Below are 15,784 nucleotides of genomic sequence, written 5' to 3' on the forward strand. Positions count from 1 at the left end.
TGTGACGCTGGAAAATATCGAGGAATGCAATAAGCTGAATTTATGGAAAACGTCCGTCGGCAACTGCCCTCTCCCAACAACCTCGTCATCTTCGAGGCGGCTGGACGGCATGAAAATTTCACGCGGACAGCTGAAGAGCTGGGGCTGTCTCAGGCTGCGGTCTCGTATGCCATTCGTAATCTCGAGGATCAGTTGGGAACGCCGTTGTTCCTTCGTCTGCACCGCGCGGCCAAACTGACCGAAGCGGGTGAGCGGTTTCACGCCGACGTTTCAGCTGGACTTTCCCGGATCAGCCGTTCGGCGGAGGAATTGAGGGCGAAGGGCCGCCAGGCCAACGTAACACTTGCCGCCTCAACCGCGTTTGCGTCCATGTGGATGCTGCCTCGTCTTGGCAAACTGCGCACCGATCTCGCTGATATCGACCTGCGCATCCAGACCAGCGTGCGTGATCTCGACCTCATGGACGAGGCGATTCCTCTCGGCGTGCGGGGTGGCGATCCGGCGGACTGGCCGGAATACCACGCCGAACTTCTCGCGCCGGAGACGATCAGCGCCGTCGCCAGCCCCAGCTACATCGACGCCCATGGCATGCCTTCCAGCCCCGAGGATCTCGTGACGCATCGGCTGATCTGGCTGGAGGAACCTGTGCGTCAGGCCTGCAGCTGGCCCGAATGGTTCGCAAGCGCCGGCATAGCGTATCGGCCCAGTGGCCGGCGGCTCGCGATCAACGACTACGTTCTCGTCATCCAGGCGGTTCTCGCAGGGGAAGGTGTGGCGCTCGGCTGGCGGCATCTCATCGAGCGGCAGGTCGCGTCAGGACAACTGATCGAGGTGGGAGGCCACGCGCTTCGTTCGGATCTCGCCTTCTACGTCGTCTGGCCGAAAGCGCGTGAACTGAATGCGCATGCGGCGCGGGTGCGGGACTGGCTCGTCAGTCAGGGTCGTGACAGGTAGACGCGAGAACGGTCGGTACGGCTTCAACCGCGGTCAACGACAGTAAACTCGTGATGATGGCTTTGCAGATAGCGCAAGGTTGCCGTTGCGTCGGCAGGCTTGCCGAAGAAATAGCCCTGCCCCATGCCGCAACCCATCTGACGAAGCTTCAAGGCTTCCGCTTCCGTCTCGATCCCTTCCGCCACGACCTCCAGCTCAAGACCGTTGCACATCGCGATCACCGCCTTGACGATATGTTCGGAAGCCCTGTCGTCGATGATGCAGGAAACGAAACTACGATCGATCTTGACCTTGTCGAAGGTAAAATCACGCAGACGTCCGAGGCTCGACTGCCCCGTTCCGAAGTCGTCGAGCGAGATGCGGACACCCGCCTGGCGAAGATCCGCAATCACGCGGCGGGCCGTATCAGGTGCCGTCATCACGGCGGTTTCGGTGATTTCCATCTCGAGCCGACGCGGGTCAAAACCGACACTGGCCAGAATGGAGAGCGTGTTGGATGCCGTCCTCGGATCGGTCAACTGCGCAGACGATAGGTTGAACGACAGGAAGAGATCGCGCGGCCAGGCGAGCGTGGCTTCGGCCGCCTTGCGCAGAAGTGCGTCCGACAACATGTCGATGAAACCACGCTCCTCTGCCAGCGGAACGAAGACGGCTGGCGAAACAAAGCCAAGGTCCGGATCGTTCCATCGCGCCAGCGCCTCGAAGCCGACGACGTTGCCGCCCTTCAACTGCACGATCGGCTGGAAATGAACGTCGACCGCATCCTTGATGATCGCATTGCGCAGCGCCTGCTCAAGTTCCGTCGCCCGTTTCATTTCGTTGGCGATTTCGCTGGAATAGACGACAATATTGCCGCGTCCCCGGCGTTTGGCCCGGTAAAGCGCCGTCTCCGCACTCTTCATCAGGTCGTCGAAATCGCTGCCGGCGAAGGGATGAATGGCAAAGCCGAGGGAGGCGGAGAGACGAACGTTTCGATCGCCGAGATCATAAGGCGCCGAAAGGACGTCCTTGATCATCTGCCCGACGCGTTCAGCGCTGATACGCTCGAAGACCAATGGCAGTACGATCGCGAATTCGTCGCCCTCGTGACGCGTCACGGTCGCGCCATCAGGGATGCAGGCTTTCAGCCGGTGCGCGACCTGACAGAGGATTTCATCACCGGCATGGGAGCCAAAAAGATCGTTGATCGGCTTGAAGCCGTCCAGATTGACGATGCCCACGGCAAACGGAGCGGGATCTGACGCCCGCTCGGCGGCAAGCAATCGGACCTTGTCGCGCAAGCGATAGCGGTTGCCGAGCCCGGTCAACAAGTCCGTATAGGCCATTGCATGCAGGTCGGTTGGAGTGGGGACCGGCAATATTGCGTCGGGCTCTGGCATTCGATTTTCCAGGTTATCCCAGTCTTCGAAAACGAGAATGCGTCGGAAACCTTAAGAAAATCATAGCGATCCCGCGGATCAACACTCGCCTTGTACCCTCCGTTCGCGGGTATTGACACAGCTTCCGGCGATCAGGAAAGCGTCTTTGACGCCAGTGTCGGTGCCAGACGGCGCAAAACGGCATCGATCATGTCAGGGCTCACGGGTTTCACCACGACGTCGTTCATTCCCGAGGCGATGCAGTCGTCGGCGGTGTTGTCGAATGCCTGCACCAACACACCCACGATCGGCGTCGCATAGCCCAGGCTTTCGTCCCGGCGGCGAATTTCGCGGGTGGCCTCAATACCGTTCAGCCCAGGCAGTGTCAGATCCATCAGCACGATGGCAGGGCGCAATTCTTCCCAGAGGCGGACGGCCTCGTTGCCCGTATCGACGATCCGGTAACGGTAACCCAACCCCTCCAGGATCTGAGAGAAGACGATCTGGTTGACCGGGTTGTCCTCTGCTACCAGAACGTCGGGACTCGACTGATGCGCGACAGGGTGTCCTTGTTCCGGTATCGAGATTTCCCAATCATCGGCGAGAGGTGCTCTGGGCGCCTGATCGTTGACTTGCCCCAGCAGACGCGGTGCAAGGTCGGTATCGATCCGGTAGCGATCAAGGGCGATCACGCCGCGCGCGTGGCAATCGGCGATTTCCAGGCAGCGCAGGTCCATCTGCGTATCCACGACGGCGAAATCCACGACAACGGCTACGGATGCCGCAACCTCGAAAAGAGCTTCGGCCTCTCGCTCATTTCGCACGGAGCACGTCTCGGCGCCCATTGCGGTCAGGACCTTCATGCAAGCTGCGTCGAAGGCGGAATCGGCTGTGACGATCACTACTTTTCGGCCGGCAAGCACAGTGGGTGAAGGCCGTACGGCCGACACCTCGGCACGCCTCAGGGTATTCTGCCGCGACGGAGCGGGATTGTGGGGTCGATCATCAAGGTCCTGATGTTGAAGCTCGCTCTCGAACCCGCTGACCACGAAGTACCGACCCGGCTTCCCGACGCGGTGGCTGCGGATCCTGACCTCATCCCTTTCGCCACTTTCGTACGCTATCGTTTCGGCCACGACGGAGGGAACGCCGGTGTCAAGCGTATGGCGGCAAGCCGCCACCATCCCACCGGCCAAGGGCTCGTCGAAGACCGACGCGACCGGGTTTCCAAGAGCGGTTTCATAGTTGGCATTCCACATACTGCAGAACGACTTGTTGACCGCGACAACCGTCATGTTCCGATCCTGAACCACGACAGGATATGGCAGATTGTCGAGAATCTCCTCTGTCAGCTGGACCCGTTCGATATCGGCTCGCCACTGTTCCTCGCGCTTCTTCTGTTCACTGATGTCGGTAACGATGCAAAGACCGTAGCCATTCGGAAGCCTGCGCCTGGAAAAGCGCAGCCAGCGTCCCAGCGCATCCTGTTGCTGGAAATCGGTCCGCTCTTTCCAATGGGTCGCTATGCTTTCGGCGATCCACTCTTCGCGACCAGCATTTTCCGTCGCCGATCGTGCAGGATTGGTTGCGATTTTCCTGTCGTAGACGGCTCCGAGGAAATCGCGCAGGCGTGTTCCCGGCCTCAGGAAATGTGGGGCGACCGGAAAGAAATGTCCGATCTGCCGGCTTGAATGAACGATATGGTCATTACCGTCGTAGACGATGAAGGCGGCGCCAAGCGCCTCCTCCATGGCATCTAGCAAACCAGCCTGAAGTTCCACCGCGGACGCGGCAGCCGGATCGGACTGTCTTCCCGAAACCTTGGCTAACTCGCTTAAGTCCACGCCTCAATACCCCTCACGCGGGCTCTGACCCTTTGACATCACCGCGCGCCGCCGCCGGGGTCGCACACCGCAGAGATTGCGTTTCGCGCCGGTCATCTCAGATAACCCGGCGGTCACGCCACTCCCCTCCTCGGTCCGGATCGACCATTCACGATTAAAGTTATAACCCTTCCCTTAAGGCGATCTTAAAGGACGGTTGCAAGGAACCGCATGGTCATGCACAGGCTGTCACGGCATCGCCCTTTCCTCGACGGCTCGAATCCGCGAAAATAGTGCATGGTCATCAAACAACTGCCTGAAACCCTCATCAACCAGATCGCAGCGGGCGAGGTCATCGAACGGCCGGCAAGTGCCGCCAAGGAACTGGTCGAGAACGCCATCGATGCCGGGGCGACGCGGATCGAGATCGCGACCGCTGGCGGCGGCAAGAGCCTCCTGCGCGTGACGGACAACGGCTCCGGCATGGACGCAGGCGACCTGGAACTGGCCGTGAGGCGGCACTGCACATCCAAGCTGGACGGCTCGCTTGAGGATATTCGCAGCCTCGGATTCCGGGGCGAAGCCCTGCCCTCCATCGGCTCGGTGGCGAAGCTTTCGATCACCAGCCGCCGCGGCGACATGGGGGAAGGCGCGGAGATCAGCGTCGTCGGTGGCAGGGTGTCACCCATCCGTCCGACAGGGGCCAATCCCGGAACGGTGGTGGAAGTCCGCGACCTGTTTTTCGCCACGCCGGCCCGGCTGAAATTCCTGAAGACGGAAAAGGCGGAGGCAGCCGCCATCACCGAAACCGTGAAACGGCTGGCGATCGCCTTTCCGAAAGTCCGCTTCACACTGTCGGGCAGCGATCGTTCTACCTTGGAACTGCCGGCTACAGGAGACGACCACCTGGCACGCATCGCCCAGGTCCTCGGGGTGGAGTTTCGGGCCAATGCGATCGAACTCGACGCGCAACGCGAGGATGTGCAACTGACGGGCTTTGCCGGCCTGCCGACGTTCAATCGCGGCAACTCGGCGCATCAGTATGCGTTCGTGAATGGAAGGCCTGTTCAAGACAAACTGATCCTGTCGGCCATCCGGGGTGCCTATGCGGAGACCATTCCGCAAGGCCGCTATCCCGTCGCCGCGCTTGCCATCACGCTCGATCCCGCCTTCGTCGACGTCAACGTCCATCCGGCGAAGTCCGACGTCCGGTTCCGCGATCCCGGACTTGTCAGGGGCCTGATCGTCGGTGCCATTCGCGAGGCGTTGCACCGGGAGGGCGATCGGGCTTCGACCACCGGAGCGGAGGGCATGCTACGTGCTTTTCGGCCCGGCTTCCGGCCGGAGCCACGGAACGCGGCCAATTGGGACGCCGACTCCTCTCCCACCCGGCCCGCCTCATATTCGTCGTTCGGCTTCTCGGCGCCATCCCAGGCGCGGTTCGACGTATTATCCGTCCCTGCCGCACGAAGCGAGCCACTGACCGCCCCCGCGCCCGAGGCGAGAGAGCAGCCGGCGGCGGCTCATCCCCTCGGCGCTGCACGGGCGCAGGTCCATGCCAACTATATCGTGGCCCAGACGGAGGATGGACTCGTCATCGTCGACCAGCACGCCGCGCACGAACGCCTGGTTTTCGAACGCCTGCGAGAGGCACTTCGCGGTCAGAGGCTACCTTCGCAAGGCCTGTTGATACCCGAGATCGTCGATCTTCCGGAGGAGGATTGCGATAGACTGGCGGCGCATTCGGAAGAACTGGACCGCCTGGGGCTTGCAATCGAGCGTTTCGGACCTGGAGCGATCGCGGTGCGGGAAACACCGGCAATGCTTGGCGAGGTGGATGCTGCTGCCCTGGTGCGACAGCTCGCAGACGAGGTTGCCGAATGGGACACGGCCAACGGACTCGCGGCAAAGCTGGACCATGTCGCGGCGACGATGGCGTGCCATGGCTCGGTCCGGTCCGGCCGCGTCCTGCGTGTGGAGGAAATGAACGCACTGCTGCGGCAGATGGAGGCAACACCGGGCTCCGGCCAGTGCAACCATGGACGCCCGACTTATGTGGAGCTGAAGCTCTCCGACATCGAGCGACTGTTCGGACGCAGTTGATGAAACGGCGCGATTTTTCTGGAATTCAACTCCTGCGCACGTTATTTCAGTCCAGGCGCAAGCGTAGAGGAAAAGCGATGATGAACCGGTTCGAAGGCGGCGGCAACAGGGAAGCCAAGGTCCGCTATCTCGATGCCGATTTCCAGATTCTCTCGCCTGGCACCCATGTCGTCTGTGCAATGACCGGTCGCCCGATCCTCCTCGACGAGCTCAAGTACTGGAGCGTCAGACGTCAGGAACCCTATGCTGACGCCACGGCATCGTTCGAGGCGGAAAAAAGAGCCGGGACACTGCCGAACCAGCGGCGCTGATCATCTTTTCGCCTCGTCCCTGGCGCCTCTCAGCAGACGATCGCGGCATGCTGCGATCGCCTCGTCGATGAGACGGTCCGGAACCGAGGGATCATCGAAGACCATATCGATTTCGACAACCTTGCAACGCGTGGCGAGTTCCTCGGCCTTGCCATGGTGATGGCGAAGCCGGACGATATCTTTTGCCGTCGTGACCAATTGCAGATTTTCCGCCGAGGCCTTTGCCAGCAGATCGTCGATCTCGTCGTCGCCCAGATGCTGATGATCGGCAAAATCGCGCCGCTCGACGATCGTCGCGCCCAAGGATTCCAGCGTGCGGTAGAACTTGCCGTGGTCGGCGATGCCGGCAAAGGCGAGAACACGCGCCCCTGCGAGACCTGCATCCTGTCGGGGTCTCACGGAAGCGATGTGAACGGCCCGTCCCGCCCGCGACGCTCTGCGCACGAGAGCATCGGCGGCAGAACCGTCCCCAACCTTCAGGATGGCGGAAAGACGGTTCATCTGTGTGGATATCGGGGCGCGAACGGGGCCGCCCGGCATGACATGTCCGTTGCCAATGCCCCGATAGCTGTCGACGACGACGAGCGAGACATCGGCAAGCAGTGTGTTGCTCTGGAACCCGTCATCCATGATGATCAGATCAACGCCCTGCTCCAAGAGCAGACGCGCGCCGGCTATGCGCCGACGGGTAATGACAGTCACACCTTCGCGGGCGAGAAGCAGCGGTTCGTCGCCCGTGTCGACAGCGCGGTGATGCGCAGGATCAACAATCGTGGTCACGTCGAGACTACCGCCATATCCCCGGCTGAGAAAACCGGGTTTCAATCCCCTGGCGCTGGCGGCACGGCCGATCGCGAGGGCGGTCGGCGTCTTGCCCGCGCCGCCGACCGTAAAATTGCCCACGCAAATGACGGGAACCGAAACGGCATTGCGACTGGCGTTTCGCATGCGCCATCCCGCAACCGCACCATAAAGCAGCGAGATCGGATAGAGGAGCCTTGCACGCCAGTCAGCTTCGGTCCACCAAAACGGAGGTGCTTCCGATATCATCCTTCGCCTCTCCCATGTGCCCCCCGGCCAAGGATGCCACTTAGACGAAACTGATACGCGACGGCAAGCGTCAGCCGTCACAGGAGATCAGACTTCGCCCGCCTGAACCGAAAAAAGCCCGGGCAGATGGGAAACGTCGTCCACCATGATGTCGCAGCATGCGGAAAGTGAATCGCGCGATCCCGTGCCTGAAAGCACCGCGATCTTCAATCCGACCCCTGCATTGCGGCCCATGTGTAGATCGTGGTTGTTGTCGCCGACCACGGCCACGCGCGCAGGATCAAGGCCGGTCGCCGCGCAGAAGCCGAGCACCATGCCCGGCTGCGGCTTGACGCCGTGGCCGCTGTCATAGCCGGCGATGAAATCGACATAGGGCGTAAGACTGAAACGCTCCGCCGTCCGGCGGATGGAGAGTTCGTTGTCGCTGGAGGCGATGCCCAGCCTTAGTCCCCGGCGACTGAGCGTGGCAAACAGCTCTGCCAGATCGGTGACCGGCACGGATTTTTCGGCGGCACCCGCAAACATGGCATCGATCCGGGGAACCAGCCATTCCACGTCGAGGAGCGAGCCGGCTGACACGAAACCTGCGGCGATTTCCCGCGTGTTACCCGCAGCAAGCAGGCTGTCTGGCACGATGTGGCCGGTCTCGGGGTCCATGCCGCAGGCCCTGAGAAGAGTACTCGCAAGCGCAGCGTCGCCACCGGACGCGAGCAGCGCGACTTCGCGGTTGACCGGCCCCCAACTGTCGTCGAAATCCAGAAGGGTGCCGTCCTTGTCGAACAGAATGCCCTCGATACTGGACAGGCGTTCATCCCGCGGCAAAGCCGTATCTTTCAGGATTGTCATCACGAAGCCACTTTCGGCTGTAGCCGTGCCTTGACGGTCAGCGGGTTTATGAAGGGCTCGAGACCCTTCATCGTCGCGGCGAGTGCGCCACGCATGTCCTGCAGGCATTCGGTGCCTGCATCCATCATCTTGTGGCGCGCCAGATCATTTGTATTGAGGAAATGGACGGCCTTGGCCAGCATTTCAGGGTCCCGCACGATACGGGCGGCCCCGCAGCGCACGAGCTTCTGGTAGGAGTCACGGAAGTTCTGAACGTGGGGGCCGGACAAGACGGCGGTTCCCAGCATGGCCGGTTCAAGCGGGTTCTGCCCTCCCTCGGCCGTCAGCGAACGCCCGACGAAGGCGACTTCCGTCAATCGAAGATAAAGGCCCATTTCACCGATCGTGTCGCCCAGCAGGATGTCGGTATCGTCGGTCACGACGTCACCACGGCTGCGGCGTGCAATCTTGAAGCCTTTTTCCAGCATCATTTTTTCCAGGTCGTCAGCCCGCTCGGGATGACGTGGAACGACAATGGTGAGGAGACCGGTGTGCGCCTTGAGGGCGCGGTGGACCATCAAAGCCACCTTTTCCTCACCCTCAAAGGTGGAGATCGCCGCCCAACTCTTCCGACGGCCGATCTGTTGCCGGTAGCGCTCCACGAGGGCCGCATCACAAGCAGGCGCCTCGGCATCGACCTTGATGTTGCCTGCGATTGTCACCGGCCAGGCACCAAGATCGCGATAACGCTCGGCATCGAGGTCAGACTGCGCGACGACCAGGGCAAGCTTCCCGAACAGAGCCTCCGAAATCGAGGCGTGATTGCGCCAACGTTCAAATGACCTGTCCGAAATGCGGGCATTGACGAGGATCTGCGGCACGTGCCGGCGCTGCAGCTCTATCATTGTCACCGGCCAAATCTCCGACTCGACGGAGATTGCCAGATCCGGCCTCCAATATCTCAGGAACCGCTTGATGGCCGGCTTGACGTCAAGAGGAACGTATTGGTGCATGATATCGTCGCTCAGGCGCGTCTTGACCAGCTCTGCAGAGGTGACCGTGCCTGTGGTCAGCAAGACGTTTATCTCGCGCCGACGGAGTTCCTTCAATAGCGGCACCACGGCAAGCGTCTCGCCGACACTGGCGGCATGCACCCACGCAAGCGGCCCAACCGGACGCGGCAGGCTGGCATACCCGTAGCGTTCGGCTCGACGGGCCCGGTCTTCCTTGCCCTTGGCAGCGCGCACGGCCAGAAACGGCCCCGTCAATGGATAGACGACGACGCTGGCCCATCGATAGGCGGCAAGAGCGACCGATGCCATCCCGCTGCTCATACTCCGATTACCCAATCACTCTCGAGGAGGGGTCTGCCGGCGTTCTGCCGTTTGTCATACAAATCCAATGCGCAATAACTATGCTAAAATAGAGGCGCCCGGAAGCGACAGCTTCCGGGCGCGGATTTCTCACTGCGTATCGGCCGGGTTCAGCAGGCGATGCATGTGGACGATGAAATAACGCATATGGGCGTTGTCCACGGTCTGCTGCGCTTTGGACTTCCAGGCTGCGAGCGCACTCGCATAGTCCGGGAAAATGCCCACGATATCCAGCGAATTGAGATCACGGAACTGTACCTCCGAAAGGCTCGACAGTTCGCCTCCAAAGACCAGGTGAAGAAGCTGCTTCTTACCGTCGGTTTCCGTCATAAGCGATGTTCTTTCCAGTATGATTTCACCGACATTTCATCTGCGCGATTTCGCTCCAAAGGTCAACCGCGAGAGGCTGGCGCAAGCTGTGCGAGAAGGGATGGCAGCAGCGGGGCAGCTGCGGCACAAAGCACCTCGTGACGCACTTCCGGCCGGTTGTACTGCAAGATGCTTCCCGCGCTATCGGTGAGACGACCGCCGGCGCGTTCGAGGATGAGATCGGCAGCGGCGAGATCCCAATCATGAGAGTTGCGCTTGACGAACGTGGCGTGTATCCGCCCGTCCGCCACCATGGCGATACGGTAAGCGAGCGAGGGAATATGGGCAACGCGCTCCAGTCCCTCGCGAAACATCGGATCTATCGTGTTCAGCATGTCTTGCGGCGTCGCGACGCGAAGGCGAGGCCCATCGCGCCCCGCGACCTCGATTGGCTCGCCGTTCTTCCGGACGGCGCCTCCGGTTGATGCCAGATATTCCTCGGACAGCGCCGGAGCATAGAGCGCCGCTGCCACCGGCCGCCCTGCATGAACGACGGCGACACTGACGCACCAGGTTCTTTCACCTGCAATGAAAGCACGCGTGCCATCGATCGGATCAACGACGAATACGGTATCGTGGGAGAGCCGGGCGGGGTCGTCATCCGTCTCTTCTGAAAGCCAACCATAACCGGGTCGCGCACCACGGAGCATGGTTTCCAGCATCTCGTTGGCGGCCAGATCGGCCGCGCTGACGGGTGAACGGCCCTCGTTCTTGAACCAGACATCGGGCGATTGCCCGAAATACGACAAAGCCACCTCGCCTGCCCGGCGGGCGGCCTCGCCGATCAAAGCGAGGTCGGCGAGCCAGTCAGTTTGTGCGAGGGCCACCATCGGCCTTACCCCTAGTCTACGGCGGTTCAGCGGCCGGCCAGTGTCATCCCTTCGATCGCAATCGTGGGAGCGGCCACACCGAACTTACGATCGATATCATTAGCCACGGTCAATCGCATGAACATATCCTTCAAGTTCGATGCGATCGTCACTTCGGATACGGGATACGCCAGCTCGCCGTTTTCGATCCAGAAACCGCTGGCGCCCCGACTGTATTCGCCGGTGATCATGTCCACGCCATGCCCGATGAGCTCGGTTACATAGAAGCCAGTACCGATCGACCGGATCAGATCCTCCGGTGACATATCTCCGGGCTCTAATGCGAGGTTCGTGGATGAAGGGGAGACCGTCGTTCCACCGCGAGCACCGCGACCATTGGTGCGCAGGCCAAGTTCCCGTGCTGTGGAGGAGGAGAGGAACCAATGCTTGAGAACACCGTCTTCGATCATGACCAATCGCTCTCCCCGCACACCTTCGCCATCAAAGGGGCGAGAGGCGGGGCCACGAACACGCAGCGGTTCGTCGGTGATGTTGATGCCCGTCTTCAAGACCTGCTCACCCATTCGATCGCGAAGGAAGGAAGTCTTGCGCGCGACGGCCGCGCCGTTGATGGCGCCCGCTATGTGTCCGACAAATCCCCGTGCAACACGCGGATCGAAGACGACCGTGATGTTCGATCCCGTATCCGCCTGACGTGCATTCAGGCGCCGCACCACCCGTTCACCGGCGCGACGTCCGATCAGTTCGGGCGCATCCAGTTCGGCGGCGTAGAGACGACTATCAAAATCATGGTCGCGCTCCATTTTCGTGCCTTCGCCCGCGATGACACCAACGGACCGGCCGAAGCGTGAGGCCTTGTAGCTGCCGGAGAAGCCGTGTGAGGTGACCAGCACGAGCCCACCCATGCCGGCGGACGCGCCAGCCCCGGCAGACTTGCTGACCCCTGAAACATCCAGAGCGGCCGCTTCCATGGCAAGTGCGGCCTCGGTCAAGGCTTCGCTCGACATCTCCGTGGAATCGAAGAGTTCAAGATCCAGAGGCATTCGGGCAAGATCGGTCTCGTCCGCCAGTCCCGCGAACGGATCTTCCGGAGAAACGCGCGCCATGGCCACGGCTCGTTCTGCCAAGGCCTTGAGATCGAAGCCCGGGTTGGCGGACACGCTGGCAACCTTCTTGCCGACAAAAACCCGTAACGAGAAGTCGTCACTTTCAGCGGAGTCCGTTGACTCCACATTGCCCTGGCGGACAGATACCGACCGCGACCGCGACCGGACAACGACCGCATCGGCCGCATCGGCGCCGGCGGCACGCGCCAGGTTGACCAATTGCTCGGCACGCGACAGAAGGTTTCCGGAGTCGATTTCAGAAGACATGGCTTGGCCTTTCGTTCCGGCACCATTTATTGTGCAATACAACGGTCATCAAGGCCGCCCGCGTCGAATACCGGAAAAAGGGTTCATCTCCCCCGGATTGCCACCCAAATAGGAACAACCAGGTATGAGCACCTCGCACGTCATGTTCACCGAAACGCTCCTGTTGCTCGGCGGAGCGGTGGTGGCAGCGCCCTTGTTTCGGCAGTTGGGTCTCAGCACGGTACTCGGATACCTGGCGGCGGGCGTGGTCATCGGACCGCTGGCCCACCTCATTTCGGAGACGGGGGAAATCCTCAGCGTATCCGAGCTGGGTGTGGTCTTTCTGCTCTTCATCATTGGCCTTGAGCTGAAGCCATCGCGCCTCTGGCACATGCGTGCCGATATCTTCGGCCTTGGCACGGCACAGGTGGTCGTCAGCGGGCTGATCCTGTCCGTCCTTCCGGTGTTGATGGGACTGGTGGACTGGCGCGGTGGCCTCGTCATCGGCTTTGGCCTTGCGCTTTCGTCCACGGCCTTCGCGCTCCAGCTTCTGAACGACCAGGGCGACCGAAACACGCGCTATGGCCAGCGAGCCTTTTCCATTCTTCTGCTGCAGGACCTCGCCATCGTCCCGCTGCTTGCAATGGTCAGCCTTCTCGGAGGCCAGGCAGAGGGGGCGGAGACCCCCTTCTACCAGGAAGCGGCAATCGCCGTTGGCGCGATCGTGGCTATGCTCGTTGCCGGTCGCTACATCCTGACGCCGATGTTCGGCGTCATCGCCAGGACAGGCGCGCGAGAGGTGATGATCGCAGCGGCGTTGCTCGTCGTGATAGGTTCCGCAACTCTGATGCAGGTCGCCGGTCTCTCCATGGCCATGGGCGCTTTCCTGTCGGGCGTAATGCTCGCGGAGTCGTCTTATCGCCACGAGCTTGAAGCGGATATCGAGCCGTTCCGCGGGATCCTGCTAGCGCTGTTCTTCATGGCAGTTGGCATGTCGATGCAGATCGACGTGATCCTCGACAATCTCCTTCTGATCGTCGGCGGCGTACTGGTCATCATGATCCTGAAGGCGATCGTCCTCTATCTGCTCTGCCGCGCCACCGGATCGAGCCGTGACGACGCGATCCGCGTCGCCTTCCTTCTGCCCCAGGGCGGCGAGTTCGGGTTCGTGCTGTTCACCACCGCGACCACCGTCGGACTGCTATCGGGGGCGACGGCCTCCATGCTCATCTCGATGGTGACACTTACGATGGCCTTGACGCCGCTCGGTGCAATCCTTGCGCGGCGTCTTCAAACGGAAGACGCGGCTGAGAAGATGGACGAGGATTTCGAAGGCGCCGATGCCGATGTCATCATGGTGGGCTTCTCCCGCTTCGGTCAGATCGCAGCGCAAATCCTGCTTGCGAGCGGAAGGGACGTGACGATCATCGACGATTCCGTCGACCGTGTTCGTCAGGCCGCCTCCTTCGGCTTCCGCATCTACTTTGGCGACGGAACGCGGCTCGACGTGCTGCGCGCCGCCGGCATCGAACGCGCGAAGATCGTCGCGATCTGTACGCAGAAGAAGGAAACCACAGATAAGATCGTCGACCTTCTGAAGGAAGAGTATCCCGAGGCGCGGCTTTTTGTCCGCTCGTACGACCGCATCCACAGCCTGTCGCTTCGGTCTAGGGACGTCGAATACGAGATACGCGAAACGCTGGAATCGGGTCTGCTTTTTGGCCGCAAGACGCTGGAGGCGCTCGGCATGAGCGAGACCGAAGCACAATCGATCATGGATGACATTCGCGTCCGCGATGAGGAGCGGCTGCAAATCCAGGCTGCCGAAGGCATTCTTGCGGGACGCCACATGCTGCACAACAGGCCGGTACGCCCGGAACCCCTCGTCAAGCCGAAACGGCAAAGCGACGACTCGGAGTCGGCCGCTCGCCTGCCCGATGCAGTGGGCGAGGAGATGGGTCGCTAAGCGCTTGTATCGCGAAGGCGCGTCTCGATCGCGGACTCGATCCTGCGTTTTAGGTCATCTTTTACGCCATCCGCCGCCTCCAGCACTTGGCGTGCCTTGACGAAATCCAGAACCCGGAAAGCATTGACGGGCGGACGCAGGAAGATATCCGGCTTTGACAGCTTGAGTTTGAGCGCGATCATGGACTGCATCATCAGTTGCGACGTGCCGAACAGGCTGTCGAAGCGATTGGGCACTCCCTCCCCATCCGGGACGCCGACGACGTCGATGGCGATCACAATGTCCGCCAGGGGCCGCAGGTGTTCATACGGCACCGGGTTGAAGATGCCTCCATCGATCATGATGCGTCCATCGATCTCGACCGGCATGAAGAGCACCGGTATGGCGGCAGACGCGGCGAGCGCCGGATGCAGCGCTCCTTCCTCGCGGATGGATTCACTCTGTGCGTAATAGTCGGTAGTGACCACCTTCAGGGGAATGCGCAGCGCGGAAAAGTCGGAGGGCAGTTCGGGCGGGAGGAACGCGGCTAGAATACGTTCCAGGTTGAACTGCCCCAGCCGAAAGCCGCCGAGAGCATCCCGCATGGTTCCCGGCCCCAGATTCCAGAGCCGATTGGCGACCGTCGACCGTTTCCCGACGGTCTCGAGAACATATTCGCGGATTTCGCGGCCGCGCATGCCGGCCGCCATGCCGGCGCCGATCAGGGCTCCCATCGACGCGCCGGCGATGCAGACGGGACGAATGCCCATCTCATCGAGCGCCTCTATGACGGGTATGTGGGCGAAGCCGCGGGCACCGCCCGCACCGAGCGCAACAGCCACCGTCGGATCACGCGTTGTGCTTGAGGACGGAGTGGCTTTATCGGTCACGGAATGAGCTTTCTCATTGGGCCCGATGGGCCTCCGGCATCAGGTCGGCTTGTAGCGGTAGAAATGCATGCGCGTATCGCCGAAATCGCGATCCTCGATCAGCCTGAAAACCGGATCGAGGATGACGCTCACATCCGCGCTTTCTTCCAGAACAACAAGGGCGTCAGGCAACAGCCAGCCGCCCTGAAACGCAGCTTTCAGCGCCTTCTCTCCCAGACCTTTGCCATAGGGCGGATCGGCAAAGAGGAGATGAAACGGCTCCATGTTACTGACCGACCCGAGTGATGTCGCGTCCCGACGCAACATCCTCGCACGGCCATGCAGGCCCAAGGCATCGATGTTTTCCCAGATCAGGCCGCGTCCCTCGACACTGTTTTCCACGAACAGGGCTGAGCGGCACCCTCTTGAGAGAGCCTCGATGCCGACGGCTCCGGTGCCGGCAAACAGATCGAGTATCCGCGTGCCGTCCAGAACCTCAGGATAGGCGTGCGCCAGGATGTTGAAGAGGCTTTCCCGCGCCCGGTCCGTCGTGGGTCGGATTGCATTGGACTTCGGCGTGGCCAGGGAACGGCCACGAAACTCACCGCCGACTATCCTCACA

At 61.4% G+C, this 15,784-nt stretch carries 14 protein-coding genes; 4 read left to right on the plus strand and 10 right to left on the minus strand.

The window, feature by feature from the left end; genetic code table 11:
• Window positions 1–42 precede the first annotated feature (42 nt).
• Window positions 43–954 carry a LysR substrate-binding domain-containing protein gene (locus tag J5J10_RS14035; protein WP_211930347.1) on the plus strand — a complete coding sequence of 304 codons (912 nt, stop codon included), beginning with the start codon at window positions 43–45 and terminating at the stop codon, window positions 952–954.
• A gap of 23 nt (window positions 955–977) precedes the next feature.
• Here J5J10_RS14035 and J5J10_RS14040 read toward each other — a convergent pair whose 3' ends face one another.
• Both J5J10_RS14040 and J5J10_RS14045 read right to left on the minus strand, forming a co-directional pair.
• Window positions 978–2,333, minus strand: a complete 1,356-nt coding sequence (locus tag J5J10_RS14040; RefSeq protein WP_211930348.1) for an EAL domain-containing protein — start codon at window positions 2,331–2,333, stop codon at window positions 978–980.
• A 131-nt stretch (window positions 2,334–2,464) separates the two neighbouring features.
• Window positions 2,465–4,156, minus strand: coding sequence for a response regulator (locus tag J5J10_RS14045; protein WP_211930349.1), 1,692 nt, complete (start codon window positions 4,154–4,156; stop codon window positions 2,465–2,467).
• A 276-nt stretch (window positions 4,157–4,432) separates the two neighbouring features.
• Here J5J10_RS14045 and mutL point away from each other — a divergent pair, with 276 nt between their 5' ends.
• Window positions 4,433–6,238 carry a DNA mismatch repair endonuclease MutL gene (gene mutL, locus J5J10_RS14050; RefSeq protein ID WP_211930350.1) on the plus strand — a complete coding sequence of 602 codons (1,806 nt, stop codon included), beginning with the start codon at window positions 4,433–4,435 and terminating at the stop codon, window positions 6,236–6,238.
• Between the two features lie 80 nt (window positions 6,239–6,318).
• Window positions 6,319–6,549, plus strand: a complete 231-nt coding sequence (locus J5J10_RS14055) for a DUF2093 domain-containing protein (RefSeq protein WP_211930351.1) — start codon at window positions 6,319–6,321, stop codon at window positions 6,547–6,549.
• Here J5J10_RS14055 and lpxK read toward each other — a convergent pair whose 3' ends face one another.
• The 6 genes from lpxK to J5J10_RS14085 all read right to left on the minus strand — a co-directional run bounded on the left by lpxK (window position 6,550) and on the right by J5J10_RS14085 (window position 12,369).
• On the minus strand, window positions 6,550–7,599 hold the full coding sequence (gene lpxK, locus J5J10_RS14060; protein ID WP_211930352.1) for a tetraacyldisaccharide 4'-kinase: 1,050 nt from the start codon (window positions 7,597–7,599) through the stop codon (window positions 6,550–6,552).
• A gap of 87 nt (window positions 7,600–7,686) precedes the next feature.
• Complete coding sequence (locus J5J10_RS14065) at window positions 7,687–8,445, minus strand: HAD family hydrolase (protein ID WP_208548532.1); 759 nt, start codon at window positions 8,443–8,445, stop codon at window positions 7,687–7,689.
• Window positions 8,445–9,758, minus strand: coding sequence for a lipid IV(A) 3-deoxy-D-manno-octulosonic acid transferase (gene waaA, locus J5J10_RS14070; protein ID WP_208548531.1), 1,314 nt, complete (start codon window positions 9,756–9,758; stop codon window positions 8,445–8,447). The genes J5J10_RS14065 and waaA overlap by 1 nt, the downstream gene beginning before the upstream one ends.
• Before the next feature lie 129 nt (window positions 9,759–9,887).
• Window positions 9,888–10,127, minus strand: a complete 240-nt coding sequence (locus J5J10_RS14075; RefSeq protein ID WP_208548530.1) for a DUF4170 domain-containing protein — start codon at window positions 10,125–10,127, stop codon at window positions 9,888–9,890.
• A 62-nt stretch (window positions 10,128–10,189) separates the two neighbouring features.
• Window positions 10,190–10,996 (minus strand): 3'(2'),5'-bisphosphate nucleotidase CysQ, encoded by an 807-nt coding sequence (locus J5J10_RS14080; protein WP_211930353.1) that lies wholly within the window; start codon window positions 10,994–10,996, stop codon window positions 10,190–10,192.
• A gap of 26 nt (window positions 10,997–11,022) precedes the next feature.
• Window positions 11,023–12,369 carry a TldD/PmbA family protein gene (locus J5J10_RS14085; protein WP_211930354.1) on the minus strand — a complete coding sequence of 449 codons (1,347 nt, stop codon included), beginning with the start codon at window positions 12,367–12,369 and terminating at the stop codon, window positions 11,023–11,025.
• 124 nt (window positions 12,370–12,493) lie between these two features.
• On the opposite strand from J5J10_RS14085, the gene J5J10_RS14090 reads away from it, so the two are divergent.
• Complete coding sequence (locus J5J10_RS14090; RefSeq protein WP_211930355.1) at window positions 12,494–14,314, plus strand: monovalent cation:proton antiporter-2 (CPA2) family protein; 1,821 nt, start codon at window positions 12,494–12,496, stop codon at window positions 14,312–14,314.
• Here J5J10_RS14090 and J5J10_RS14095 read toward each other — a convergent pair.
• A complete protein-coding gene (locus J5J10_RS14095) occupies window positions 14,311–15,183 on the minus strand; it encodes a patatin-like phospholipase family protein (protein ID WP_211930356.1) in 873 nt (290 codons plus the stop codon). The genes J5J10_RS14090 and J5J10_RS14095 overlap by 4 nt on opposite strands.
• A 39-nt stretch (window positions 15,184–15,222) precedes the next feature.
• Window positions 15,223–15,783 (minus strand): 16S rRNA (guanine(966)-N(2))-methyltransferase RsmD, encoded by a 561-nt coding sequence (gene rsmD, locus J5J10_RS14100; protein WP_211930357.1) that lies wholly within the window; start codon window positions 15,781–15,783, stop codon window positions 15,223–15,225.
• Window position 15,784: the final 1 nt, after the last annotated feature.

Origin of the sequence: Ciceribacter sp. L1K23 (genome assembly GCF_018122705.1) — a bacterium.
Lineage (GTDB): Bacteria > Pseudomonadota > Alphaproteobacteria > Rhizobiales > Rhizobiaceae > Allorhizobium.